This window comes from uncultured Ruminococcus sp. (assembly GCF_946415235.1).
In the GTDB taxonomy this organism is placed as follows: Bacteria; Bacillota; Clostridia; order Oscillospirales; family Ruminococcaceae; genus Ruminococcus.
The window spans coordinates 45,637-72,359 of the sequence record NZ_CAMKRR010000007.1 but is presented as its reverse complement, the minus strand read 5'-3'; the positions used below and the strand labels follow the sequence as shown (position 1 = coordinate 72,359).

The 26,723-nt window shown below is 45.4% G+C and carries 21 protein-coding genes; 9 read left to right on the top strand and 12 right to left on the bottom strand.

Features of this window, described 5'->3' with window-relative positions; all coding sequences use genetic code 11:
- Positions 1–449: 449 nt before the first annotated feature.
- Entirely contained in the window at positions 450–2,390 is a 1,941-nt protein-coding gene (locus Q0R37_RS03505) for an N-6 DNA methylase (protein WP_294751267.1), read from the top strand.
- Positions 2,391–2,458: 68 nt separating this feature from the next.
- Here Q0R37_RS03505 and Q0R37_RS03500 read toward each other — a convergent pair whose 3' ends face one another.
- Positions 2,459–3,784, bottom strand: coding sequence for a transglutaminase domain-containing protein (locus Q0R37_RS03500; protein ID WP_294751264.1), 1,326 nt, complete (start codon positions 3,782–3,784; stop codon positions 2,459–2,461).
- Between the two features lie 328 nt (positions 3,785–4,112).
- Between Q0R37_RS03500 and Q0R37_RS03495 the strand changes: the two genes are divergently transcribed.
- On the top strand, positions 4,113–5,387 hold the full coding sequence (locus tag Q0R37_RS03495; protein ID WP_294751261.1) for an aminotransferase class I/II-fold pyridoxal phosphate-dependent enzyme: 1,275 nt from the start codon (positions 4,113–4,115) through the stop codon (positions 5,385–5,387).
- 34 nt (positions 5,388–5,421) lie between these two features.
- Here the strand turns inward: Q0R37_RS03495 and Q0R37_RS03490 are convergent, their stop codons facing one another.
- From Q0R37_RS03490 to Q0R37_RS03450, 9 genes are all read right to left on the bottom strand, one after another.
- Positions 5,422–6,831, bottom strand: a complete 1,410-nt coding sequence (locus tag Q0R37_RS03490) for an LCP family protein (RefSeq protein WP_294751259.1) — start codon at positions 6,829–6,831, stop codon at positions 5,422–5,424.
- Positions 6,832–6,890: 59 nt separating this feature from the next.
- Positions 6,891–9,416, bottom strand: a complete 2,526-nt coding sequence (locus Q0R37_RS03485) for a hypothetical protein (protein WP_294751256.1) — start codon at positions 9,414–9,416, stop codon at positions 6,891–6,893.
- Positions 9,417–9,426: 10 nt separating this feature from the next.
- The gene (gene rlmB, locus Q0R37_RS03480; RefSeq protein WP_294751253.1) at positions 9,427–10,188 is read right to left on the bottom strand and encodes a 23S rRNA (guanosine(2251)-2'-O)-methyltransferase RlmB; all 762 of its coding nucleotides are present in this window, start codon (positions 10,186–10,188) and stop codon (positions 9,427–9,429) included.
- Positions 10,189–10,350: 162 nt separating this feature from the next.
- Positions 10,351–11,193 carry a metallophosphoesterase gene (locus tag Q0R37_RS03475; RefSeq protein WP_294751250.1) on the bottom strand — a complete coding sequence of 281 codons (843 nt, stop codon included), beginning with the start codon at positions 11,191–11,193 and terminating at the stop codon, positions 10,351–10,353.
- Positions 11,193–11,435: an acyl carrier protein gene (locus Q0R37_RS03470; protein WP_294751248.1), complete on the bottom strand. Its 243-nt coding sequence runs from the start codon at positions 11,433–11,435 to the stop codon at positions 11,193–11,195. Before Q0R37_RS03470 ends, Q0R37_RS03475 begins: the two co-directional genes overlap by 1 nt.
- Positions 11,422–13,227, bottom strand: a complete 1,806-nt coding sequence (locus Q0R37_RS03465) for an HAD family hydrolase (RefSeq protein WP_294751245.1) — start codon at positions 13,225–13,227, stop codon at positions 11,422–11,424. The genes Q0R37_RS03470 and Q0R37_RS03465 overlap by 14 nt, the downstream gene beginning before the upstream one ends.
- A gap of 8 nt (positions 13,228–13,235) precedes the next feature.
- Positions 13,236–14,699 (bottom strand): DHHW family protein, encoded by a 1,464-nt coding sequence (locus Q0R37_RS03460; protein ID WP_294751243.1) that lies wholly within the window; start codon positions 14,697–14,699, stop codon positions 13,236–13,238.
- Positions 14,700–14,714: 15 nt separating this feature from the next.
- Positions 14,715–15,962, bottom strand: a complete 1,248-nt coding sequence (locus Q0R37_RS03455) for an MBOAT family O-acyltransferase (RefSeq protein ID WP_294751240.1) — start codon at positions 15,960–15,962, stop codon at positions 14,715–14,717.
- Positions 15,963–16,390: 428 nt separating this feature from the next.
- On the bottom strand, positions 16,391–17,194 hold the full coding sequence (locus Q0R37_RS03450; RefSeq protein WP_294751237.1) for an AraC family transcriptional regulator: 804 nt from the start codon (positions 17,192–17,194) through the stop codon (positions 16,391–16,393).
- 255 nt (positions 17,195–17,449) lie between these two features.
- Here Q0R37_RS03450 and Q0R37_RS03445 point away from each other — a divergent pair, with 255 nt between their 5' ends.
- From Q0R37_RS03445 to Q0R37_RS03425, 5 genes are all read left to right on the top strand, one after another.
- Positions 17,450–18,292 (top strand): pyridoxamine kinase, encoded by an 843-nt coding sequence (locus tag Q0R37_RS03445; RefSeq protein WP_294751234.1) that lies wholly within the window; start codon positions 17,450–17,452, stop codon positions 18,290–18,292.
- Positions 18,293–18,297: 5 nt separating this feature from the next.
- Positions 18,298–18,693, top strand: a complete 396-nt coding sequence (locus Q0R37_RS03440) for a hypothetical protein (RefSeq protein ID WP_294751231.1) — start codon at positions 18,298–18,300, stop codon at positions 18,691–18,693.
- A gap of 103 nt (positions 18,694–18,796) precedes the next feature.
- Positions 18,797–19,570, top strand: a complete 774-nt coding sequence (gene sigG, locus Q0R37_RS03435; RefSeq protein ID WP_294751228.1) for an RNA polymerase sporulation sigma factor SigG — start codon at positions 18,797–18,799, stop codon at positions 19,568–19,570.
- 164 nt (positions 19,571–19,734) lie between these two features.
- Entirely contained in the window at positions 19,735–20,169 is a 435-nt protein-coding gene (locus tag Q0R37_RS03430) for an NfeD family protein (RefSeq protein WP_294751225.1), read from the top strand.
- A 45-nt stretch (positions 20,170–20,214) separates the two neighbouring features.
- Positions 20,215–21,225, top strand: coding sequence for an SPFH domain-containing protein (locus Q0R37_RS03425; RefSeq protein WP_294751222.1), 1,011 nt, complete (start codon positions 20,215–20,217; stop codon positions 21,223–21,225).
- A 241-nt stretch (positions 21,226–21,466) separates the two neighbouring features.
- On the opposite strand, the gene Q0R37_RS03420 is transcribed toward Q0R37_RS03425, so the two are convergent.
- Positions 21,467–21,907, bottom strand: coding sequence for a hypothetical protein (locus Q0R37_RS03420; protein ID WP_294751220.1), 441 nt, complete (start codon positions 21,905–21,907; stop codon positions 21,467–21,469).
- A 178-nt stretch (positions 21,908–22,085) separates the two neighbouring features.
- On the opposite strand from Q0R37_RS03420, the gene Q0R37_RS03415 reads away from it, so the two are divergent.
- Both Q0R37_RS03415 and Q0R37_RS03410 read left to right on the top strand, forming a co-directional pair.
- Complete coding sequence (locus Q0R37_RS03415; protein WP_294751216.1) at positions 22,086–22,628, top strand: sigma-70 family RNA polymerase sigma factor; 543 nt, start codon at positions 22,086–22,088, stop codon at positions 22,626–22,628.
- Positions 22,621–24,813, top strand: a complete 2,193-nt coding sequence (locus Q0R37_RS03410; RefSeq protein ID WP_294751213.1) for a dockerin type I domain-containing protein — start codon at positions 22,621–22,623, stop codon at positions 24,811–24,813. The genes Q0R37_RS03415 and Q0R37_RS03410 overlap by 8 nt, the downstream gene beginning before the upstream one ends.
- A 117-nt stretch (positions 24,814–24,930) precedes the next feature.
- On the opposite strand, the gene Q0R37_RS03405 is transcribed toward Q0R37_RS03410, so the two are convergent.
- Positions 24,931–26,718: a hypothetical protein gene (locus Q0R37_RS03405; RefSeq protein ID WP_294751210.1), complete on the bottom strand. Its 1,788-nt coding sequence runs from the start codon at positions 26,716–26,718 to the stop codon at positions 24,931–24,933.
- Positions 26,719–26,723 lie beyond the last annotated feature (5 nt).

The following is a 26,723-nucleotide window of genomic DNA, read 5'->3' as shown; positions in this document are numbered from 1 at the left end:
GCTCTTACGCATATTTACGTTGTCAAAGTAATCGCGTACATAGGTGCTGTGTTTTTCAAATCCGAGAGAATTAAGTACAGCTCTCATATCATACCCCCCTTGAAATGAAATTAAAAAAATCATTTCAAAATTATTCTAACATAGTTACTGCTTTATATCAATAGATATAATATGAATATAGAGATTTTTACTATAAAAAATAAAAACATTTTTAACTAACAACAGCAAATATGACTGCTTGAAAGAAAGGCTGTCTTATGGTATAATAAAAATACAATATTGCTTAAAATTGAACTTGCAGCATCGGGAAAGGAGGGAGTATTATCAGGAAATCGGCAATAAAAAATATAGCTTTGTCAGCGAGAAATATGCTGTCGGAAGCCTTTTGCGGCAAAAATAGTGATGATCGGGCGTTTGAAGCCTTTTTCAGAGCTGCGGCTTCATTGTATATGACGGAAAACGGACTTTCCCGTGAAGCTGATATAAAAATGCTCCCACAGCTTATCCCATGTGCTTTCAGTGTTTTAGCGGCAGAAAATGATATCATAAAGGCTGCAAATGACGTTAAAGGGCTGTTTTCGGATATACCCGCCGAAATGTGGAAGGACAATGTCCAGCTCATAGGACAGCTGTATCAGTATTACAACAGTGAGAAAAAGCGCAGTATACTTGGCGGCCTCAGGAACAATACAAAAGTTGAAACTGAAAACATGGCGGCAGCTACTCAGATATTCACTCCCGACTGGATAGTGCGGTACATGACCGAAAATACTCTCGGTCGGCTTTTTGTTTCATGCTGCGGATATGACACAAGTGAAATGGAGTACTGTATACCCCGTGATACGGACAGCAAACAAGCTTCACCTGAAGAAATAACGCTCCTTGACCCATGTGCGGGCAGCGGCAATATACTTGTTTACGCCTTTGATATGTTCATGAAGCTTTATTCGTCAAGGGGCACAGCTTCGTCTGACGCAGTCAGGCTGATACTTTCGGAAAATCTTTTCGGACTTGATATTGACAGCAAGGTATGCAGGATAGCGCGTTTTGCTCTTATTATGAAAGCTGCGCGTTACTGTGAAAATGTGATTTATAACAATATCGTCCCGCAGATATATGATATGGAAGAGATGAGGGGGGGCGGCTTTGAGGGCTCAGAGCTTTTCGGGAGCCTTATGCGTCCCGATACAGCTCCGAAGAAGCAGAACAGCAGGGAAGCGGCGGTATACAGGCTGCTGAGCAGGAAATACAGCGCTGTTGTAACAAATCCGCCGTATATGTCGAGCAGCAGCATGAACAGTGAGCTCCTTGATTTTCTGAAGCGGCAATATCCCGACTATCACGCCGACTTGTTCTCGGCGTTTATGGTGCGCTGCAGCGAGCTTGCGGAGAAAGGCGGATACCTTGGCTTCCTGACCCCGTGCGTATGGATGTTCATACGAAGCTACGAAAAGCTCCGCAGAATGATATTCGGTGAAAAAACTCTTGAAACACTGATACATTTTGAGTATTCCGCCTTTGAGGACGCCACTGTTCCTGTCTGTGCGTTTACTATGAGAAACTGCAAAACCGTTGTCAGCGGCATTTATTATCAGCTGACGGGATTCAGGGGCGGATTTGATATACAGCGGCAAAAGCTGCTCGAAGCGCTCTCGGACAGGGAATGCGGGTATGTTTATGAGACTTCTGCTGCCGAGTTTGAAAAGATACCAAATGCTCCCGCCGCATACTGGGTGAGCAGCAGAGTACGGGGTTTATACAGCAAATATCCGCCTCTTGGCAGTATCGCCGCGCCGAGAAAGGGAAACTCCACCTCGGATAACGACCGTTTCCTGCGGCTATGGTATGAGGTGGACAAGAATAAGATGAATATCGGAAGTACAGCCATATACAGGGAGGATACGCTGAAAAGGCGCTGGTTCCCATACAATAAGGGAGGCGGCTACCGCAAATGGTACGGCTTCAACGACTATCTTATAGACTGGTATGACGACGCTGCAGAAATACGAAAAATACCTACAGCTGTTATTGCGAATTATCAGTATTTTACCAAGCCGGGGCTGACATGGTCAACGGTCACGAGCGGAAGCTTTAGTATAAGGCAGTTCGGCGAGGGATATATCTTCGATAACGGAGGCTGCTGCATATTTGAGCTTGGAGAGAAAAAGGATTACATATGTGCGCTTCTGAATTCCAAGGTCTTTGCGTATATTTTCGGACAGCTCAATCCGACGCTGAATTTTCAGTCGGGAGAGGTAGCGAAATTTCCGTTTATATACGAAAGCTCCGAGGAGGTCGACAGGCTTTCCGCCGAATGTACAGCAATTTCAAAGGCGGAATATGACTCATTTGAAACGAGCCGCGATTTCAAAAGACATCCGCTCATATAAAAACAGCAAAAGCTCCTGAAAACAGGAGCTTTTGCCGTTTGAAAGGAATAAAGATTAAATCTGAATGTTCAGATAAGCAGCTTTCTCATGTAGATTATATCGAAAACGTCAGCGACTCCGTCCTCGTTTGCGTCGCAGGAGTACTGCGGCTTGATCCTGCCGAGCACCGAGCCCTGACAGTAAACAAGGTCTGCAACATTTACGTCTCCGTCGCGGTTAAGATCGCCGGATGCAGTCTTTTGCGGCTGTGTTACGGTAGTAGTAGTAGTTGTTGTTGTTGTTGTTGTTGTTGGCGGCAGCAATGTTGAATATATTGAAGGATCAAAGTCGGTCTCGGATATTTCGGGGTATACAAGCTGAGTTATCTTATAATCCGTAACAGGCCAGTGCTTTTCGTAGAAATTATTTGAGCCCTTCAGGAAGTATTCGTATTTGATCTCTTTTCCGCCGGCACCGTCAAGATCGTCCCATGTTACGTCCATTCCGTACCATTTTCCGTCCTCCATCTGAACATAATTCCACATATGGCCCGCATTCTCATTTTCAATGAGGTTGCCGAAAACGCATACGCACGGGATATCGAGTCTGTCACAGATGATCTTGAAGGCTTCGGCGTATCCCTCACATACGACACCGGGTTCAACGAGAGCTCCAAGAGCGGAGCTGCTGAATTTGGCATTAAGGTCGTAATATGTGAATTTTGATATATAATCATGTATATTTTTGAGCTTTTCGTACCTGTTTGCGCCATCTACAGGCACTTTTTCAAGCGCTTTCTCAAGGAGCTCACCGTATCTTACAGCATCTTCCTGTGACTCGAAGCCCTCAAGCCATGACGGTACTATCATGAGCGAGCGTATTTTTACGGTATATCCGCCTGTAAAGAAGTTTGGAGTAATAGTCGTATCTGTGCCTACGGATATAGCCATGTACGACGGGTCGATCCAGTAAAGCTCGGGACGGTCGAAGAGCGCACAGTCGATACCAGGCTTGCAGTTGGTGAACAGCGCATCCTGATATGTCTCATTGTCCTTTTCGGAAAACTTTTTGGGATCACGTTCATCAAGCTTTATGGATACAGACTGGGGGAGCTTTACATAGATAGGCGTGTCCGTCGGCTCATCAAGCTCCATCAGAGCGTTGTATACAGCAAGATTGTTGCCCTCAAGAGTATCGCCGTAGTTATAAAAGCCTTCCTTGAAGTTTGAAAGTATCTTCGGCTGATCGCTGAGGGTGAGGCTGAAGGCATCAAGATCGCTGAGATATACCTCAGCTGTTTCCGCATCAAAGCTTAGCTCCTCTTCGCTTGCGGCAAAGGCAGAGCTCAGGCCCGAGCAGACTAAAACAGCGGCTGATGTTATAATTGAAACTGTTGATGAGATCAATTTTTTCATACATAGCCCTCCTAAAAGAAATCAGATGCCAATTCCCTGTGATTTTTTCTATATATCTATTATACACAAAATAACCTAAAATGTCAATCCTTTTCACTTGGTATTCATCTAAAATTAACAAGTAGAAATTAGTGCAAATTGCTATTCCGAAAGGGAATATCGCTATATATAGGCGTTAGTGCTTAAAGCACTAAAAAAAATAGTTTTCCTGCTATATAATTTGTTATATTGTCACTTGAAAATGCGGCAGTGCTGTGTTATACTTTTATTTGGAGATTTTGTGCTGTTTTCAGCGCTTAATAATAATTGAAAGGTGAGATTCGGAAAAATGATGTTATCTCAGATGACAAAAGAGGAACTCAGCGCATTCAAGAGCGAAAACGAAAAGCTTTACAGCGATTTCAGGAACAAAGGGCTCTGCCTTAATATGGCAAGAGGAAACCCCTGCAAGGAGCAGCTTGAACTGACCGTGGATATGCTCAGAGTTTTTGACGACGGGGATTTTATGAGTGAATGCGGCAATGATGTCCGCAATTACGGTGTGCCCGACGGTATCCCCGAGGCTAAAAAGTTCTTTTCGGATATGATCGGAGTCGGCACGGATGAGATAATCATTTTCGGCAATTCAAGCCTCAATGCGATGTACTTTGCTGTACAGTGTGCTTACAACAAGGGCATTCTCGGCAGCAAGCCGTGGTCACAGTGCGGAAAAGTCAAGTTCCTTTGTCCTGTCCCCGGTTACGACAGACATTTCAAGGTAACACAGTTCTTTGACATAGATATGATAAATATTCCCATGACTCCCACAGGTCCCGATATGGACATGATAGAGGAGCTCGTAAAGAACGACGAGTCAATAAAGGGAATATGGTGTGTGCCTCAGTATTCAAATCCCGACGGTATAAGCTACAGCGACGAGACTGTAAAGCGTTTTGCGGCTCTCAAACCTGCCGCTAAGGATTTCCGCATCTTCTGGGACAACGCTTACTGTATACATCATCTCACAGACGACCCGAAGTACATCCTCAATATCCTTGATGAAGCCAAAAAGGCAGGCAATGAGGACATAGTTTACATATTCGGTTCTACTTCAAAGATCACTTTCCCAGGTGCGGGTGTCGCTGTAATGGGCGGAAGCAAGAAGAATATTGATGAGCTCAAGAAGTATCTCGGTATCAGCATAATCAGCTATGACAAGATGAATCAGCTCCGCCACGTAAAGTTCTTCGGTACATTCGACAATATGCTGGCTCACATGAAAAAGCATATGGCTATAATAGCTCCCAAGTTCAGACTTGTCTGTGATAAGCTCGAAAAGGAGATAGCTCCTCTCGGCATAGCAAGCTGGACTGATCCAAAGGGCGGTTATTTCATATCATTCAATGCTCCAAATGGCTGTGCAAAGAGGATAGTACAGCTCTGCAGCGAAGCAGGCGTAACTCTTACAGGCGCAGGAGCTACTTTCCCTTACGGTAATGATCCGGATGACAAGAATATAAGGATAGCTCCCACATATCCTCCCATCGGGGACCTCGAAAAAGCAATGGAGCTCTTCATTATATGTGTAAAGATAGCAGCTGCCGAAAAGCTGCTTGCAGAATAAAAGCTAAAGCCCTCTCTTATGAGAGGGCTTTTTGTCAGCCTTTTGAGAATACTTCCTTATCAATAATATCTATATTTGCGTTTCTGTCAACTTGGAGAACGCTTCCGACTTCTACATCGGCGGGGCTGTAAGTTCCCTCGGCAGGTATCTGTATCTGCTTTGTCTCGTATCCTAAAGCAAAGGGAACTCTGAGCGAAAGAAGGTACATTTCCAGATCTGACATATTTGTGCTTACATCGGGGATAACGTCCGAGGCAAGGTTTTTGAGCATTGACGGTCTGAACGTTTTGAGCTTTGCGAAAATAAGCGACATTACCCTGCGCTGACGCTCTGTGCGCTCAAAGTCGTTGTTTCCGACGTTGCGTATACGTGAATAGGAGAGTGCCTGTTTTCCGTTAAGGTGGAGTTTGCCGCCGCTGCTGAGAAGATCGGCGTTTCTGTCGTCACCCATGAGCTCGTTTACTTCCGAGATAAGGATTATATTGATCTGCTCGGCTTCAGCGTCGGATACTTCTATATCTATACCGCCGACGGCATCGACTACCGACACGAATGAAGCGAAATCAACAGATACATAGTCGTCTATGCGGACATCGAAGTTGTATTCGATAGTATCCATAAGGAGATCGGGACCGCCGTAGGCGTATGCAGCATTGAGCTTATCCCAGCCGTTATCGGGTATCTCAACATAGCTGTCACGCATGAAGGAGGTCATGATTATCTCATTGGTCTTGCTGTTAAGCGAAACAAGTATCATTGAGTCGGAGCGTCCGCGCTCATCGGCACTTCTGCCGTCTGTTCCTATAACGAGAACGCTTCTTACGTGACCGCGTCCCACTGAGTCGGAATAGTGGCTGCGGCCTTCCGAGGGGACCTTATTTACTTTTTTTATGAGACATACAGATGTGCATGAGTACATTACGAAAGCTAACAGGAACAATAAAAGGATTATCCTGACAACTCTGCCTATGATCCTTCTGAAAAGTGATTTGTGATGCTTTTTCTTTTTTTGTTTAGGCTGTTCCGGAGGAGTTTCCGGCGAAGGAGCAGCCTTTTTCCTGTCTGAGGATCGATGCTGCAAAGGCTGAGGAGCAGGTTCTGCGGGAGCAGGCTTGCTCATGCCGCTGTAGATTTCAGGCGGCTGATCGTTATAGTCAAAGTAATTTACGTCGTTATTATCGTGATTGATCGGCGGAGGGGGAGCGGAAGAATGGGGGAACTGCGGCGGAAGCTGAGACTGGGAGTAAACAGGCTTTTCTTCCTGACTTTCGGTGTGCTCACGCTGCTGTTCCTGCTGCGGAGCACGTCTGTTTACGCGCTTCAGAGGCGGCAGCTCGCGCCTGTATTCCTGCTGTTCTTCGGGAACTCCCGAGATAAGCATGGTCTCTTCGTTGTCTGTATTGGGAATGTTGTTTTCATCTCTGCCGTTATATCTGTGTGGCATAATGAGCTCCTTTCTATGCTTTAAGAACCTGTACCGACAGTGATACAGGTTCTTTTAGGTTATGTTTTCTTGAATTTCACAGCGAGATATGTAAGTACTGTCCACGCGAGGTTGTATACTGTCATGGCGGTAGCCGACATATATACGTAGTTGTATTTGAATGCCTTTGAAAGGATCAGCAGCATACACAGTACAAAACCGAGAAGGATTGACGCTGTCTGAAGGATAAGTCCGATAATGGCGGATATATGCACGACCTTTGTGCCTATGAGCAGCTCGGCAAGTGATGAGAACCTGCCTGTTGTAGCCATTGAAGCACTCAGACGTACAGCTTTCTTGGTCTCCTCATAGAAGTCCTCATGGTGCTTCTTGGGGATTATCCTTGCCATTTCTTCGGGTATACCGAAGAGCTTATTGAGCTTTTTCACGGTTATGCACGGATCTATGCACTTTATAAACATACATATCTTGTTTTTGCAGAGCTTTTTCGCCCAGCGCTTTACATATCTGTCCGCAACGATATCAACAACGAACATCGCTGCAAGGTTGCCTGATATCGAGAGATAAAGAGCTTCCTTGCCCTCGTCTGCTGACTCGGCTTCCTGCGCCTTTGTGGGAACGCCCTCTATATTATGGCTTGTCATGAGCTCGCGGTTTCCGAACAGAACACGCTTGTTGTTTATCCAGCCGCACATACCCATACCTTCTTCGTATGAGTAGTTCTCGATAGGATAGAGCGAACCGTTCCTGCCTGCGATAACATCGGAAAAGAGCTGAGACATTATGCTGCCCGCAGTGGATGTGAGGCTTGCGGCTTCGAGGAAGGCTTCATCGAGCTTTGTGTTTGAGAATACCTTTATTCCGTCCAGCCTTACCGTACCTTCGGGGAAAAGGGGATTAGCGTCTATAAGTATGGAATTTGTGTCATAGAAATCATCGACGCTCTGATATCCCAGCATTATTCCCTTATTCTTTATAGCGCTCTTTGAAACGTTTTCAAGGGGGATATTTACCACGAAAGGCATAGCGATACATGATGTAGCGCAGATTATCATGCTGAATATCGAAAAGCCGAAGGCTGCTGAGTCAAGGGTGAATAATGTGCCCTTGCAGAACAGCGTAAGGAAGAATGATACAGCTATTGAAGCGATAAGACATACAGGTGAAGCCTTTTTGCAGAAATCATCGGTCATGTCCGAAGAATAGGTGTATCTCAGGAAATCTGTGAGGAAGTCGGTCTTTCGCATTGAAGCGAGTATGGGGAAGTCTCCGAGAGTTCCTCTTGTTATACGTTCGGCGCGGTCCTCGTCGGTGACATAGGTAACGCCGTGACGGTCGAAATTCTTGGAAACAAAGCGGAAATTACGAGCCGCACGTCTGATTATCAGCAGCTTTCCGATAGAATTGATGAACAGCGCAAGTATTCCCACAGGCATATATATGTGGATATTTTCCGTCCTTACAAGCTGCGGGCTGAGAAAAGCGGGGATTATGGCGATAAGGCATGACAGAGCCGTAACTGCTGTCATGGAATCACTGTCGGCTTTCATGGTGCAGAGCTTGCGAATTCCCTTTGTTATCACTGCCATAGACGAAAGAATGGAAACAACTCCGAGAACAAGGTGTACCGTCAGGTATGTCTTGATATGTGACATACTGAAAGCGTCTATGATAGGGAGGTTGAACTGATTAGACAGCGTAATGAAAAGGCTCAGGAAGGCGGTCATGGCGAGTATGACAACTCTTGCTGAAATAGTGCTTTTCAGCTCGTAGATGTCTCTTCCGACGTCCTCAACGTCGCCGTAATAGTTGAAATCGACTATTCTCTTTGTACGTTTGTTTTTTGAACGTACCGACATATACTCGTCGGCAGCCTGAGTGATGTGTACATCGAGCTGTCCCGCGTCAATATCAGCCTTTTCGCTGAGATTTATGCTTGTGAGCTCGGCACGGGGGGCGGGTTCAACGGGCTTTGCAGCCTCTACAGCGGCAGGCGAGGGGACTATATCGGTTATCTGCTTCTTTCCCTCGGGACTTTCCGCCTCGTTTATTATCTGTATGCGGCTGCGCTTTTTCTTCTTGAACTCGGGAGGAGTATACATATACTCTCCGTCTGGAGTTTCCTTTGCATAGGTATAGTCATTATCCTTGCCGCGGCGTTTTTTCTTGTTCTTTTTGCTTTCCATCTCCTTGGCTCTGGTGGACTCGCTCATACGCCTTATTTTAGGGGCTTCGTCGGGAGTCATCTGAACAGGAGTGATAGTGCCTGAGGGGATCGCTTTTCTCTGAGGATTTGTGCGTATCTCGCTCATTGCGTCAGAGCTTACAACTGCTATCTTATGCCGAGAGATATCGGCAGGCTTTACCTCGTCTGCGGGATTGGGATTTCTCAGTGCATTGTCAAATAAAGCTGATTTTTCGTGTGAAATAGGTGGTCTGGACTTAGCTTTCTGAACGATATCGGGGGCTTCGACGGTCGAATTGAGTATTTTCTGAGTATCAACTCTTCCTGCCGCCTTTATATCGCTGCTGTCCGGAGAATATTCGTCCAGAATATCCTCAAGCGATGGTTTCTGATCCGACATGATTATCTCCTTAATTAGTGCTTCTGCGCTGACGCAGTATTTCGTACATGAATATACCTGCCGCTACCGAAGCGTTGAGTGAATTGATCTTTCCGAGCATCGGAAGCTTTATCATAAAATCGCATTTCTTCTGAACGAGCTGGCTCATACCGAAGCCTTCAGAGCCGACAACAAGCGCAGCTCCGCCTGTGAAGTCTGTCATTGTGTAATCGGTGCCCGAAGCGTCGGTTCCGTATATCCATACGCCGTTCTCCTTGAGAGTGTCGATGCATGAAGCAATGTTTGAAACTCTTGCAACGGGAACATAGCTCGCAGCGCCTGCCGATGTCTTGAAAACAGTGGCATTAAGGGAAGCGCTCCTGCGCTTTGGGATTATAACGCCGTCAGCGCCCGAGGTCTCGGCAGTACGTATGATAGCTCCGAGGTTGTGAGGATCTTCTATCTCGTCGCAGATGATGATGAATGGCTTTGTGCCTTTTCTGCGTGAAACTTCGAGGATATCCTCAACAGTGACGTATTCTCCGCAGGCACCTTCGGCAGCAACTCCCTGATGAGAAGCTCCGCCGCAGAGCTTTGAAAGCTTTTTATCGTCTGCGTCTTTTACCACGATACCGTTTTCCTTTGCGAGCTTTCGGATAAGACCGAGACTGCCGCCATTGCCGTTTATGTAGACGGTATCTATATTAGCGCCTGATCTCAGCGCCTCGATGACGGGATTTCTGCCGCAGATCAGGTTTTCGTTTTTTTCGGTTGTATTTTTATCTTTTTCCATATTCAACATAGGGCTCAAAATGCCCAGGCTCCTTTTGTTCTGTATATTTATGGATTTTACAGCATATTTCCGTCGAGGAAACGATATTTTCATTATACCATTATTAATGTAAAATTACAAGTGTTTTTTTAGTATGGGTAACAGCTTGCGTATAAGAAATCATTATTGCCCTATTGTAATGACGGATAATTCGGGACGGTTGAAAATACGTGGGATAAATATCATTCGCATCGGTCTTGCAAGGCCTCGGCTTATGATATGAGTCGTTCCGTCATATTCATACATACCCGTTGTGTAATCGGGAAAGATCCCCTGATCGGGAGCATATAAGCCCTGATCCAGCAGCTTCGGTATCCTCCATTGTCCGCCGTGAGCGTGTCCCGAAAGGATAAGGTCGAACTTTGTGTCGTAACCTTTTCCTTTGCCGATGTAGCTGTCTATCTGCTCGGGCTGATGAGCGATAAGTATATTGTAATACTTATCATCAAGAGTATCAAAGCATTCCTCAAGCTGAGTTTTCTTCTTTCCGAATGAGTAGTTGTCAAGAGTACCGTAAATACGTATATCCTGTCCGTTTATGCTTATCTGCTCATACTCACCGAGAAGCATGGGACAGAGCTTTTGCACTTTCGCGTAAAACTCTTCCTTGTCATCGCGCTCCTGCTCGTGATTGCCGGGAGTATAGAAGCAGGGATAATCCTTGCTCAGCTCTTTTATGAGGAGCAGAGCGTATTTTGTACCTCCCCATGCATCAATCACATCTCCTCCGAAAATGACGATATCGGGAGAGCTGCTTTTGACTTCCTGTATGAGCTTTGACTGCTTTGTATCTCCGTAAAAGCAATTGTGCAGGTCGGAGATGAATACTATTTTGATAACGCTGTCAAGCTTGTCCGAACTAACTTTATATCGTACGGTTTCCATTGCAAAGCCCCATGCTGACAGTGCGGCCATGACAAGCAGAACTGCGGCGATGATCAGCCTCTTTTTGAGCTTTTTTGACATTATCTGCCTCTTTCGGCTATTAGGTTTATCATATCTCCGACGTTTTTCATTGCGGAGACCTCTCTCATCTTGAAGCGTAAGCCGAATTCGGCTTCGACTGCGGCTACAAGACTGATATGTGCGAGACTGTCCCAGTCCTCGATATCGTCTGCGGTGGTTTTTTCTGTGACCGAAATGCTGCTGTCACCGAAAACGTCCCTGAAAACTTCGTTAAGACGGGGGATTATTTCATTTGTTTTCATTATGATGCTCCTTTTCTGTTATCCTGATAACTTTATTTTTGTTTTTGTAGTTTTCAATTTCTGTATGCCATACGGAATCGCCGTTTTCCGACTTTTCATCGAGTACAAAGCCGAGTGAGCCGTAAAACTCCGAGACCATGCTGTTTTTCGGTGATCTGTAGTAGTATCCCTTTATGATCCTGATACCTGCCGTTTTTGCATGGCGTACAAGCTCATCAAGCATTGCAAGCTCCATATCCCTTTTGAGGACGCGGCAGCTCATGAGCCAGAGCTCAATATGGAGGATATCTTCGTCGATCCTGCCGATAACTACGGAAACTATGCCGTTGTCGCCGAATTTATCAATAAGTCTGCCGCAGAGGCAGATATGATCCGTACTTTGACTGACTGCCTGTATCTCATTCTCGCTGTAACGGCGTGTAGTCAGATTGAACTGATTGCTCTTATTTGTAAGCTGAGTGATACGCTGTATGTATACAGGCTTGAAATCGCAGATAACCGCCTGCATCTCAAGGCTCACAAGATAGTCCTCATAGCTGCCGAAGCTCTTTTGCTGAGCGGCTCTCAGAGCGTTTGCGGCATACATTTCCGAGCGGTGAAGATCGTCGTCGGAAATGGCTGTCACCTCGAAATATCCGCTGCGGGTGAGCTTGTACATTGCTTCATGGACGCTGCTGAAGCTTACGGTCTGTACCATGGGGAGCTGTCCTTCAACGATAGCGCACTCCGCAGGATTATCGTCTATAAAAACGAAGCTGTCAGGCCCGAGGCTGAGCTCCTGTGCCGATTCGGCGATATTTCTGTCTTTTGGCTCCCAGTTTGCCTTTATGGATACGAAATCCGTCTTTTTAAGCACGTTGCTTGGGTGTTCAAGGCCGAGAAGTGCATTTTCTTCATCATTTTTTGAGCATACGGCAAGGAGTATGCCATAGTCTCTATATCCTCTGATAAAGCTCTGAAACTCCGTGAAAGACTGTCCTACAGCAGTTTCGGGACCTATTTCTATGCCGTCCTGACCGTCATCGCCGATGACTCCGCCCCAGAGGGTGTTGTCGAGATCAAGATCAATGACCTTACGGTTTTTGCCGTAGATCGACTTTATCATGCAGGCAAGACTGTATGCAAGGTCGGGAATGACAGAGGTGCTCATGGCGTATTTGTACATATACCATGCTTCTGAGTCATGCCAGTTTGTAAGTCCGCAGACAGCGGAAAGGTAATTGATATCGTGTATATACAGACCGCTGACCGAACGTGCATAATCCGAGAACATAACATTCAGTCTTTCAATGAATGCGGCATGACCTGTGGTGCTCCAGCAGTCATAGCTTCCTGTATGCCTGAAAAGCGGCAGCTCGAAGTTGTTCTGTATTATGGGACAGTCAAAGCGCTTCATAAGGCTTTCCCATACCTGCCTGAACAGCTCGAACTGTTCGTTGAGGTCGTTCGTGACCTGTTCTGCCTTGACAGAAGGAACTGACGGGAGCTTTGTGATGTTCCGCAAGGTCGTGTGGATATATATGATATCGGGAGCAAAGCTGTCCAGCTTAGGATCGCCGAAAACGGCGTCCTCGTAGAATTTATTGTATCCTGACTGATAAAATTCGGGCTCTATGCCGAAGTTCAGCAGGAAAAGTTCAAGAGAAGCGATAATATGATCTGTTGTGGAACCGCCGAGCACAGCGACCTTCTTTTTTATGCGCGTACTCCCGTCTGAAAGGAGCTGCTTTCGGAGAGCGGGGCTGCGGCGTATAATATTTTTACTGTCAAAAGGAAAGCTGAGTTCTTTCATTTTATCTCCTATTTTATCAGGTTATTGTAGATGCAGTGTCTGTTGACTCCAACTGCCGAGAAGGAGCACATAGTGAAAAGCAGGTCGGTGGCCTGAACATTTTTTATGAACTCTGCGGCATTGAGGTCGAAATACCTGATATCGCAGAGATAGATATTCTCAAATGAGCCCGTAAGCATCGGCAGCAGAGCATTTCCGTAGCTGTCCTTGAATATTACGAGATTTCTGCCGTTCTTGCACTCGGTATTTACGTGGACTATCCTTTCATCGGAGCCGAATACCATGTAGTATCCCGAGTTCGGCATCTGTGACGGATCAAGGAGCAGATCTGCGGCTACAGGATTGCCGAAGTGAGTATCATACTGTGTCACGCTGACATTGGTCTTTGGCTTGTAGTATACGAAGTCCTCAGGATTGTTCAGGAGAGTAGCGCTCTGGGTGTACATATAGAGCGTTCCCACATATCCGGGGAGAGTTACCTTTTCGTACTCGGAAATATCCGGGAAAGGGACACCTGCTGTCAGGGCGAACTGCTGTGCGGCATAGTAAGCGCCAAGCGGCTGCCAGTGATGATCGGTGCGTGAGTAGATAGGCTCGTCCTTATGGGCTTCAAGAGGTGTGTATGCGTCAATGGACATAATGTTGCCGAGAGCTGCTTCTATCCTGTCAAAGTCCTCTTTTTCGCTCTGAGAGAGGTCTTTGTATTCATCAGGCAGATAGAAAGAGCTTGCAGTCGGGAGTACCATTGAATAGATATTCACATCGGGAAGAGCTTCCTTGTAGGCGTTGAGATACGAAGCATATTCCTGTTCCGTGCCCCATGCGCCGCCGTAGAGGTTCACTCCGCGCTTGTTGACGATGAGGATATTGTTTGTGAGCTCTCCGTCGGCAGCCGTATCTTCCGCGGGCTCTGTCGTTGTGGTAGTCTGCATCTGCGTGGTGGTTGCAGTTGTCCTCTGAGCAGTTGAAGCTGCTGCTGCAGTCGTTACGGGCTTTTCAAAGCCTTTTCCGTAAAGCTCGGCTTTTTCTCCGCCGTACTTCATGCCCTTCAGCGGCATGAGCGTATCTGCTATGAACTGCTTGATATCGGCTCTTGCGTGGACCGTATCATCAAAATAATCGGCGACACCGTCGGTGAAATCACCGCTTGTATAAGCTTTTATGCTGAATTTCGGGAAAGCTGCGAGATAGCGGTTCTCATCATCGGCTTTTGTCTCATGGGGAAAAAGTGTGACATATGTGAAGCCTCCCGCAAAAACAGCACCGAGAAGAAGTATATTTGCGAGGGATATATTGTTCATTGCTGCTTTACGGCGAAGCTTTTTCGACTTTTTTGCCTTTATGGGGATATCTATGGACGCTCCCTGACGGTCCGAAGCTTCTATGGAAATAGCAGGCTCGGGGCGTTTGTTTGTCTCAGCGGATATGTTTTTATCTGTTTCCGCATCCGAATTCTTTTTGTTCTTGCTCATTTTATGTTCCTCTTGTCAGAATTGGTAATAAAGGAATGGGGAAGTCGTGGCATCAACAAGTATGATGCTCGTTATGACAAGCAGCAGCGCGGAAACCACAGCAGCTGCCGAGGACATTGTCGCCTTTGCGGCAAAGCGTCTGTCCGTAATGTCTTTAATGCTTCGTATAAGCGGGAAGCAGCATATCACAGCCGCAGCTATAAGAAAGATATTGTTTACGAAGGATATCTTGTCCTGCACTGCGATAAAGCCATTTTTGCCGAAGCCGAAGGCGGTTTTGAAGAAAGTGCCAAGCTTCCCGAGGTCCTCAAAGTAAAAGATGGCAAAGCCTATTATTATAATAAACTTGCTGTAGATATGACGAATGAAAACGGGGATGACTTTCATCTTTTTCTTTCCGATAAGGAGCTCGATGAATATGAAAAGCCCGTAGTAAAGCCCCCATATTATGTAGTTCCAGTTTGCGCCGTGCCAGATACCGGTGCAGAGCCATACGAGGAAGAGCCCGCCGTATTTCCTGCGCTTTCCGAATATAGGTACATAAAGGAGATAATCGCGGAAAAATGTACCCAGTGAGATATGCCAGCGCTGCCAGAACTCCGTGATGTCCCTGCACATAAAGGGATGATCGAAGTTTTCATCAAAGTGGAAGCCGAATACTCTGCCGAGACCGATGGCTATATCGGAATATCCCGAAAAATCGAAATATATCTGCATCGCATAGGCTATTGCACCGTACCATGCACCAAGCATAGTCGAACCGCCTATGTTGCCGAGGAAGCTTTCGGCGATAAGGCTGAGCTGATCGGCAAGAAGTACCTTTTTTGCAAGACCGAGGGCGACACGGTTCAGACCGTATGAAACGTCGCTCATGCTGATGGTGCGTTCGTTTATTTCCTTTTCAATGGAGCTGTACCTTACGATAGGACCTGCGATGAGCTGGGGAAAGAGCGTGAGAAACAGCAGGAAATCCTTGAAGCTCCTCTGAGGCTTTACCTTTTCCCAGTGACAGTCGATAATGTAGGAGATAGTCTGGAAGGTATAAAAGCTTATACCTATGGGCAGCCGTATATCGGGTACAGGCAGCGAAGATGAAAAAAGGGCGTTGATATTTTCCAAGATAAAGCCGCTGTATTTGAATACGCCGAGCATGAGAAGGTCGTACACCACAGCGGTAATCGTCGCGGCAGTATCTCCGACCTTGCCCTGATATTTCCCTATGAAAAGAGCGGCTGTATAGTTCACCGCAGCTGTTGCAAGCATCAGGAAAATATAAACGGGCTCACCCCAGGCATAAAAAATCAGCGAGAAAATGATCAACACCGTATTTTTATGTTTAGTCCCTCTTGCCAGTGCATAGCACAACAGGCAGACAGGGAGGAATATATATATAAAGAATAGTCTCGAAAATACCATTTTGTTCTACCGCCTTGCTGCAATTGTTTGTATATATCTTTTTTACCGCGTAAAAGCAGTCGCAGCAATAAAAATCATATTAAATATATCTGTTTTTCTGATTTTTATATCAGCACATAAATATGCTATATTATCAATTATACAACAATATCCGAATAATTGCAATAGGAAAAGACACAGATTTTTATTTTTTCAAGTTTTTTATGAGGTATCGGGCTGAGAAAGTGTATGACAAAATATCCCCTTACCGAAAAAGGTAAGGGGACGATGCTTTTTTATATTGCTTCTTTTTCCTGCCATTCCCTGCGGAATTCCGTAGGCGTCATACCAAGTCCGTTCTTGAACTGTCTGTTGAAGTACGAAGCGTTCGGGTATCCGACAAGCTCGGCTATCTTATTTATTGAGTACTCGGGCATTTTGAGAAGCTCGGCAGCCTTGTCGAGACGGCTGTTGATTATATCCTTTGATATACTTATGCCGAAGGTCTCGGTGTAGAGATGCTGAAGCCTTGAACGGCTGAGCGATATTTCCGCAGCCATTTCGTCGATAGTCCATGTTTTTGACGGCCAGCGGTATATACTCTCACGTAGCCACAGGAGCTTTTCAACGTAAAGCCCCTCATGAACGGTGTTGAATCTTCTCAGGTCGGAAACGCTTTCGTTGAGTTTGCGGAGCAGCAGCCTGAAATAGAGGTCGATGGACTCGTCTCTGTTTTTGTTGGAGGAGTAGTATTCAAGGCTCATGCTCTGTATCATTGCCGACATCTGCGAGAGCTCCGCGGCAGGGACCACCTTGTTCAGCGGTATATTGAGCTCATTTATGAGCTGTATCTCATCGGCGGTAGGAATAAAGCTGATGCTGTCCTCAACGAAGCTAACGTCATCACTGCGGTAGCTGAAGGGCTGCTCGGGAGTGAGCAGTATAAAGGAATGTTCGGGTGAAGGTATTTCCTTGTCACCGATAGTAAATATCGTTTTTGCTTTCACAACGAGAAGAAGCCATAAACCTGCGCCGTCTCTGCGCTCAAAGCAGAAATTCCGCTCTCTTTTATGACCTGAAGCTATATTTTCGATCCTCATAAAACCGTCCTCCTGTTACTGCTTCTGTTTTTTACAGTAATATCCTCTATTGCTATTTTAACACTATAGTACAAAGGTGTCAAATCGGTGTTGGTAATATCATGACATTTCAAACAATTTAATGACATATTTATTATAGTATCATGATAAGCTGTCAGGAGCTTTCAGCACGATACTTCTATTCTTATTGACAATATTGCCTGTTTGTTGTATAATTAATACTTGATAAACATTATTTTTGAAAGAATGATGATAATGAAAAGAATTGTAACGATACAGGACATATCATGCTTCGGCAAATGCTCGCTGACCGTGGCTCTGCCTATTATTTCGGCTATGGGGATAGAGACAGCGGTGATACCAACTGCGGTGCTCTCGACACATACGGGCGAGGGCTTCAGGAACTATACCTTCCGCGACCTCACAAGCGATATCCCTGATATTGCCGCACACTGGAAAAGCATGGATCTGAAATTCGACGCTTTGTACACGGGTTACCTCGGGTCTCCCGAGCAGGTTGAGATAGTTTCCGATTTTTTCAATGATTTCGGCAGAGAGGACAATGTAATAATCGTCGATCCCGTACTCGGTGACGCAGGAAAGCTTTACGCGGGATTTACGGCAGATTTTGTGGAGAAAATGAAAAAGCTCTGTGCAAAGGCGGATTTTATCATCCCGAATATGACCGAGGTCTCGTTTCTGCTCGGTATCCCTTATACCGACACCTACGATGAAGCTTATGTCATGGACGCTTTACGCAGGCTTGCGGAGCTTGGCTGCAAGATACCCGTTATAACGGGTATCCATTATGACGACAGGAAACAGGGCGCAGCTGCTTATGACTCTGAAAAGGACGAGTTTTACTTCTCATTTGACAAAAATGTGAATTACCGCTTTCACGGAACGGGTGACATATTCAGCAGTGTATTTACGGGAGCCTGTGCTCTCGGAATGGATATACGTCAGTGCCTTGATATAGCTGTGAGGTTTACTCTTGACTGTATCGAAGCCACTGTCCCCGAACTCAGGGAAATGTGGTACGGAAGCTGCTTTGAGCTGTGTCTCGGCAAGCTCATCGGCTATGTAAAGGAGAAATAAAGGCTATGACAGGTCTTATAAAGATCACGGCTGTATTTATCAGGGCAAATGTGGATTCCGGGGAAGCTCTGAAAGCTGCCGATACACTTGCTGATCTGACAGATGGCAGAATATCTGCTGAAGATGCTGTTTCGATCATATCATCTTTGCTGAAAAGTCAGCTTGAAATAAGGGAATGTGTTCCGAATGAAGCAACAGCTTTTGCAGTCACTTCCATAAGGGAGCTCGGAAAAGCCCTGCATGAACGCGATCTCGGGCTTGCATATGATATCGCCGACATTTTGCAGGCTCTTCCCGAAAAGAAGTTTATCAGCGATAAAAGATCGGTCTCTGACTTCAATAAAGTTTATATAAAGCAGTTCAACAAAAAACACGGGATAAAGCTCCCGTTTATAGCGTGAAAGGGCAGCATGGAGCTGCTCTTTTTTATGCCATTTATTCCCTGTGATTACCTTGCGGCTGAGCGTCAATAATATCCTTGCAATAAAAAACGGAGGATATTTCATGGCATATAATAAAGTCGTTATCGCGGGGATAAATACATCTGAACTGGAAGTGCTCAGGGAAGAAGAAAAAATAGCATTATTAAAGGAAATACGCGCAACAGGGAGCAAGGCTGCCAGAGATAAGCTGATAAACGGCAACCTTCGGCTGGTCCTGAGCGTTATACAGCGGTTTACGGGCAGGGGAGAGGATATTGACGACCTTTTCCAGATAGGAGTCATCGGACTTATAAAGGCAATAAACAATTTTGACCTTTCAAAGGAGGTGCGCTTTTCCACATACTGCGTCCCCATGATAAGCGGCGAGCTGAGGCGTTATCTCCGTGACAACAGTCACGTAAAGGTGAGCCGTTCACTGCGTGACCTTGCCTATAAAGCCATACAGGCAAAGGAAAGGCTTACCATATCATTATGCCGTGAACCGAATACGGACGAGATAGCAAAGGAAATAAACGAAAAGCGCTCAGATGTTGTCATCGCACTTGAGAGCATAAGCGATCCGATCTCGTTGTATGAGCCTGTTTACTCCGACTCTGAGGATACGCTTTATATCATGGATCAGGTCAGCGATATGAACGACGTGGAAAGCCACATGGACGAGCTTGCCATACGCGATGCCATACGGGCGCTGGACGAACGTGAGAGGAACATTCTTTACCTACGCTTTTTCCGCGGAAAAACACAGATGGAAGTGGCAGGGGAGATAGGGATATCACAGGCACAGGTGTCGCGGCTCGAAAAGGGAGCGATAAAAAGGATAAAAAACAGTATTTGAAATATGATTTTTATTTACAAATTGTTAATACACCACGGATTATCAACTTTTCGTATATAAATTTTGTCGAAATATTGCCGCCCGTACTTGAAAAGTTCATACTTTGGTGATATAATGTTCTTATGTAGGGATTACTACAAATATTGCAGAAAGGGGGTCTCGCCATGGAGATACTGTTCTGGGCATTGGCAGTCATAGCTTTTGTTATCGCAGAGGTGCTTACGATACAGCTCGTATCAATATGGTTCGCAGCGGGCGCTTTTGTAACGCTGTTTGCGACATACTTCTTTGAGCTGTCGTGGATACAGCAGCTGGGAGTATTTATCGTTGCTTCTGCTGTATTCCTGGTAATGAGCCTGCCGCTCATAAGAAAGCGGAAGAAAAACAGGGCAGTTGCCACCAACGCCGATCTTGACGTCGGCAGACACGCCACGGTCATCGAAGAGATAAACTGTGACAAGGGTACAGGACGAGTCACTTTAAGCGGGGTAAACTGGAGTGCTGTTCCTGAAAACGAAAACGAGGTCATATCAGAGGGTACTGTCGTTATCGTGAAAAAGGTCATGGGTGCAAAATTACTTGTAGCACCCGAGAAATAGCTACATATCTGACAAATCATTTATTTTATCTGGAGGTACTTAAAAATGTTTAACAAATTAAGCTTGTTTATGGCAATGGATAATCCCGGTGTATTTATCGTATTTTTAGTAATAATCTTCCTGCTTTTCATCATTATCAGATGTTTCAGGATCGTTCCTCAGGCTCATGTTTTTGTTATCGAGCGTCTTGGTTCGTTCCATGCTGAATGGGAAACAGGACTTCATATCCTCGTTCCTTTCATCGACAGGATCGCCGGCAAGGTATCACTCAAGGAAAAGGTGGTAGACTTCAAGCCGCAGCCTGTTATCACAAAGGATAACGTAACCATGCAGATAGATACAGTAGTATTCTATCAGGTAACAGACGCAAAGCAGTACATCTACGGTGTTGAAAGACCTCTCGCAGCTATCGAGAACCTTTCAGCCACAACTCTCCGTAACATCATCGGTGAAATGGAACTCGATGCAACTCTTACTTCAAGAGACGTTATCAATACAAAGATCACTTCTATCCTCGATCAGGCTACAGACCGCTGGGGTATCAAGGTAAACCGCGTTGAGCTCAAGAACATTCTCCCGCCTCGTGAGATTCAGGACGCTATGGAGAAGCAGATGAAGGCTGAGCGTGAGCGCCGTGAGAAGATACTTCAGGCAGAGGGTGACAAGAAGTCACAGATCCTCGTTGCAGAAGGTGAGAAGGAGTCTCAGATACTCCGTGCACAGGCTAAGAAGGAAGCTCAGATCCTCGAAGCTGAGGCTGAGAAGCAGGCAATGGTACTCAAGGCTGACGCTGTAAGAGAGCAGAAGATACTTGAGGCTACCGGTGAAGCGAGAGCTATTGAAATGGTACAGGAGGCACTTGCCGAGAGTATCGTAAAGCTGAACAATGCTAATCCTAACGAGAGAGTTATACAGCTCAAATCTCTTGAGTCATTTGCAAAAGCTGCTGACGGAAAGGCAACAAAGATCATCATTCCCAGCGAGATACAGGGACTTGCAGGACTTGCAACAGGCCTCAAGGCTCTTGTCGAGAATGACGGACACAGCACAAAGTAATAAAGAATATCCATTGACCGAAACAGCCATAAAGGAGCGCACGTTCCTTTATGGCTGTTTTTTAATATATCCACCAGTGCGGTCTGCAGGAGGCTGTGAGTTTTTCGTATTCCGCTCTGTCAAAGCACCAGTTGCAGCTGAATAAACAATCAATATTCTCGTCCCTCTGATAGCAGGGATAGGTATAGTTTATATGTCTGCGGTAGAGCTCCTCAGACCAGTTTTCGGATATCCATTCGCGTCATTCATAGCTGTCAACTTCTAAAAGGGCTGCGTCTCTGTACTTTATCCAGTCCTCGTCCGAATAGGTGTCAACAAAGACTATACCGTGCTCTTTTTGCTCCTTCCTGTCCTCAACGGAGTGATTTACTCTGCCGATTCGTTTCCATAAGACGGTATTTTCAGTCTTTTCCGTATCTGCCACTATTACCGTACAGGTAAAATCCATGTCCTCGGGGCAGGAAAGTATAGGCAGGTTGAGCTTGTCTTTTTCGAGAAGAAAGCGCATGAACCGCGCGTCGCCGTCGTTTTCAAATTCTCCGTTCCAAGTTATGGCAAGATCGTCGGTAAGTTCCGTATCTGTTTCTTGCAGGTACTCATGGAGCAGCTTGTTATCTATGAGGAAAACCTCGTTTTTATAGCCCTTTGAAGTCATGATAGATGTAATTTCAAGAGTATTCATACTTTACCTCCTGTCGGTATATCTTAAAGCTATTATAGCTCCTGTAGGTGAAAAAGTAAATGCATAACCGTTTCGGAGGTGAAATAGTTTACAAAAAATTCATAATTCTCATGTCCAAAATCATATGTATCGTGCGTTATAATAAACAAATGAGGATAATATTGAAGGGAGTGATAGGGTGTCTGCATGGAAAAGGGCTACAGATGAAGAAATATCGGACGATAAAAGCAGTAATATATCTTTTGAAGAAATGTATGTGACGAACCGAAGACTAATGATGTATACGGCAATGAATATACTCAATAACTTTGCAGATGCCGAGGACTGTGTTTCGGAAGCTTTTTTGAAGGCAGTAAAAATATTTCCGAAAATTTCCGGGCTCGAGCGTCCAAAACTGACGTCTCTGCTCGTTATAATAGTCAGAAACGCAGCTCTTGACAGATACAGGAAAAATCAGAAGGTAACTGCCAGTGAATCTCCCGATGAGGAAGCAGGCGCCGTTCACTTTGACAGTTATCCTTTTGAGTCGGTCTACAGCGGCATTAAGCAGCTGAAGGACGAATACAGGGATATCCTGATACTTAAATATGTCTATGGATATTCCGTAGCAGAGATCGTTGAGATGCTTGGTATTTCGGCTGATAATGCATATAAGCGCATTCAGCGCGCAAAGGCTGAGCTTGGCAGAATACTTGAAGGAGAGGAGGTCGGTCATGAGTAAGGATATTCTGGACAAGGCTCTTGAAAAAGCGCTTACAGAGTCTTATGATGAGCTTATTGAAAGTGATATGCCCGATTATGATTTCTCCGACAGCTTTGAGGACAAAATGTCAGCTCTCATAAAAGAGCAGGACAGAGCTCCCGTGAAAAAGCGCAGCAGGATATTTGTGATAGCGTCTGCGGCAGCTGCAATAGCTGTCCTCAGCGTTTCTGTATCTGCACTGCACTATTTCAGGCCGAAGCTTAATGGCATTGACAGCGGAGATATCATTGAGGAAACAACAGACAACGGCTCGGATAATGCTCCGACCAATGAAAACGACGCAGAAAATATGGCAGCAACTGCAACAAATACCGCCAACGGAAATACAACCACGGCGAAATACACCAACACAACAAATACTAAAACTACAGGAACGTCCGCAGCTGAGGGCAAAAACTCATCATCAGGCAAGGGTAATGCGTTTCAAACGGCAACCATAGCCAGAAACGGTCAGGAGACCACTGAAACAACTACCATAGTTGTAGAAAGGAGTTTTAGTATGAATAAACTCGGACCTATGTCAGCATCATTATTGGTGCTTGCGAGCCTTAGCGCAGAAAATGTAAAGGCTGCCATTGATGAAATACCGTTAACCAAGGCTTCTGCATGGCAGTACATTGCATTTGAGGAAATGGACAAGGGAAATATCAGAACAGACATAAATATGGACGGCAAATTTGATATCATGGATTGCTTTGATATTATAGCCTATGAGTACGGATATGAGACCGACGAAGCTGTAGCCGCAAAGATAAAGGAAAACTATGACTTCAACGGTGACGGTCATATTTATGCTCCCGAACCCGAATGCCTGCTCGCGTACTATGTTGTAAACAATAAAATAACTCTTAAAGATGTTGATCCCGATACCTACAGTCAGTGGGACAAGATCGCCACAGATGAACAGGCGGAAAGCTTCGTATGGCTTGATCCTGTAGCTCCGAACAGTTCAAACGACATTGCAACTGATCGTACCAGTTTAATAGACCGTGACAATTATAATCGCTTTGCTACCTATGATTACAGGGAAATCCCCGGATATCAGCCTGAAAGATTTGACGAATATGAAGCGGATTTCAGAAATTATCTGAAAGGCAGAAAGCTTTCCGAAATATTTACGGGAAAACTGAAAGGCATGATGAAGGATAAAAAAGCAGGTTATTACGCATTCTGCGAGTTTATTGAAAACGGCACTGTCGATATGGATATAGATAAAAACGGTATAATAAGCATAAGAGATTATGAAAGGCTTATGAATCTGTATCCTGATGTTCCAGCGGGATTTAAGGAAGCTGCACATCAGATCGGCGGTATGTTCTATAACGATTATCCCCTTTGGTACTGCATTGAGCAGTCCGAGCTCCTGACAGATCAGGAGGAAATGCAGCATTACATTGACTGTATCAAGGGAAGGCTTCAGGGCTCGATTTACGTACAGATAAAGTATACATATGATCTGCTTCACCCTGCCGAGGCTGCTTTGACTTATAGTTTCCCTCTATTCGACATCGAATACGAAAACTATTACGATAAGCTTGCAAAAGGAGAAGCAAAGCTTCCCGATTCAAACGGGGACGGCGCGTTAGACGTTTATGATTACTGGAATGCACAGATCTTCATTCAGGGCCGCAAAAAAGGAGCAGTCATGGAGACCTCCATACTTCCCGATGAGATATGGAAGACCTTTATGAGGGATTTCGACATAAACGGCAACGGACTCAGCGGCGATGTACACGATATCGAGATCTATTACCTGTGCCTTGACGATTTTGCAACAGATGTGGAGACCTACAGGGAATGGGCTCATAACAACTTCATGCGTTTCAGGAATTACAAGCTTAAACTCATAGAGGAAAAGGGCGTAGACGACGGAACACTGGCAATGTATCAGAAGAAAAATCCTGCTGAGACCTTCGAGCGCGTCAACAGCGGCGATGTGAATAATGACGGCAGAACAGACGCTATAGATGCTTCAAAGGTACTGTCTTACTATGCTAAGCTCTCCACAGACGGCGAGGTCATTTTAAGTGCAAAGCAGATAAAGGCAGCGGATATAAACGGCGATGAAGTTGTAGATGCAGTTGACGCCTCAAATATCCTTGCGTACTATGCTCGCGTTTCAACGTCCTCAGAGGGAAAATAAGGGATAAAGATATAGATATACTGTAATAAATGTGCAGAACACAGAATTTTTCAACACCTACACTATAAAAGCAGAGAAGCTCCGCGATATGCGGAGCTTCTCTGCTTTTGCTGTTTTTTATGAAACGGGGTCGAATACGAGTTTGTCATTGCCGTTTATTTTGAGTCTGCCCTTTTCGCCGATACTCATATCATTTATCATGTCGGTGTTTAAAAGGCTTTCGGCATCGGTCTTGCGGACAAACAATTCATTGTTTTCTATAAAAAGAACGTAATCGTATTCCATTCTTTCCCAAAGAGCGTATTCCTTTTCATTTCGCAGGTCATAAACGATTATGTGTTCGTCGACCATGCCGCTGCCAAATGAAACTGTCATGCACAGCTCGGGAGAACCGTCGCCGTTAAGGTCTGTGAAATAGGCACTCCATAAAGGCATTCCGCCAAACGACGCAGCAACTGTTCCGTTCTTGTATATTGTAATGCCGTAGTCCATACCGACCCATGAAAACGTAGTATCGGGGAAAGCTGAAACCTTTATGCTTTCGTTTAAATTACGCATATCGTAATTTGAGAAAAAGAAATCATGCCAGCACCATACACTATGACCGCTTAGATCAATGTTTTCGGGAGCTTTCGCATTTGCCAGTATCGTATTTATGAACTGGTCAAGCTCCTTCATTGATGCGGATTCAGCTTTATATCCTTCTCCGTCGATAATAAAGTAACCTCCCTGTTTAACAAGGGTTGCACTGCTTCCGTTATGAGTGGTTATTTTTATCGTGCTGTAGTTTATGCTCATTGTCTGATAGGAATTGCTTTTCTCAATAAGCTCAACTTTCATGATAAGCGGTAGTATCTGCTTTATCTGGTCATATGTAAGCTTTTCGGCGGCGTTTTTGTTATAAATGGTATTTGACACCTCAAGGCTCTGTATACCGTCGGCAATAAGATCACTGCCGTATCTCAGCTTTGTTCCCAGTATCTGCGAAACAGGTTCAGGCTTCTGCTGAGCGTCAATGAAGCCGCTGACATCACCGTATCTGATATCTGTGCCGTTCTGAATATCTATACCGTTGATGCTTGGGTAGTCCGCTGTATTGATACCGCGGTACAGCATGATATAAGAAGGCTTCTGAGGCGGTACACCGCCTACACGGAGAGTATAGCCGCTGCCCTCTTCGATTCTGAATTCCCATATATAGATACCTGAGCCGACATCCTCATGGATATATCCCTCGAAGTCTGACCATGTGAGAGCGTCGCCCTTCTTTGCAAGCTCAATAATATCCTTTGTTGTAAGCAGTTTTTGTTTCTGATTTATTATAGAAGGGGCTGTTGTGGTCGTGGTGGTCCTGCTTGTTTTTGTTGTCTTTGAAACTGTGGTCTTCTTTGCGGTAGTGCCGTTTACGAGAACTGTAACGGTTTTGGCGTTTGTATCTGTTTCACGAACGCTGTTTGCGGCACTTGTTTTTTCGGTTACAGCGGTTTTATCGTCTGCTGATGCTGCGGAAGTTGCAGCAGCATCGGTCTTTGATGATGTTTTTGCAGTTATATAAGTACCTGTGACTTCTGTGGTTTCGGTCACAGTAGTTACCGTTGCCATTATCTGCGGATCATTGTCCTCGGGCAGCGGGGCGTGAGCTTTGAACTTAAGCATTGCCGCAACAGAGCCGCATATAATTATCAGGCAGAATACCGCGGCAAAAACAGGGTAAAATCTTGGAGCTCTGCGGACAGTCTCCGCCTCGAACACCTCGACCTGTTCGGCGTCTGTTCCCAAGCGCGAAATGCACTTGCGGTAAATGCGGTCGGCAGTCCTGCTGTCGGCAGCCTGCTTTTTATCTGCGATACGCTCGATCGTTTCATCATCGGCGTTATGCATTATATCTGAGATATTCCTTTTCATAATTA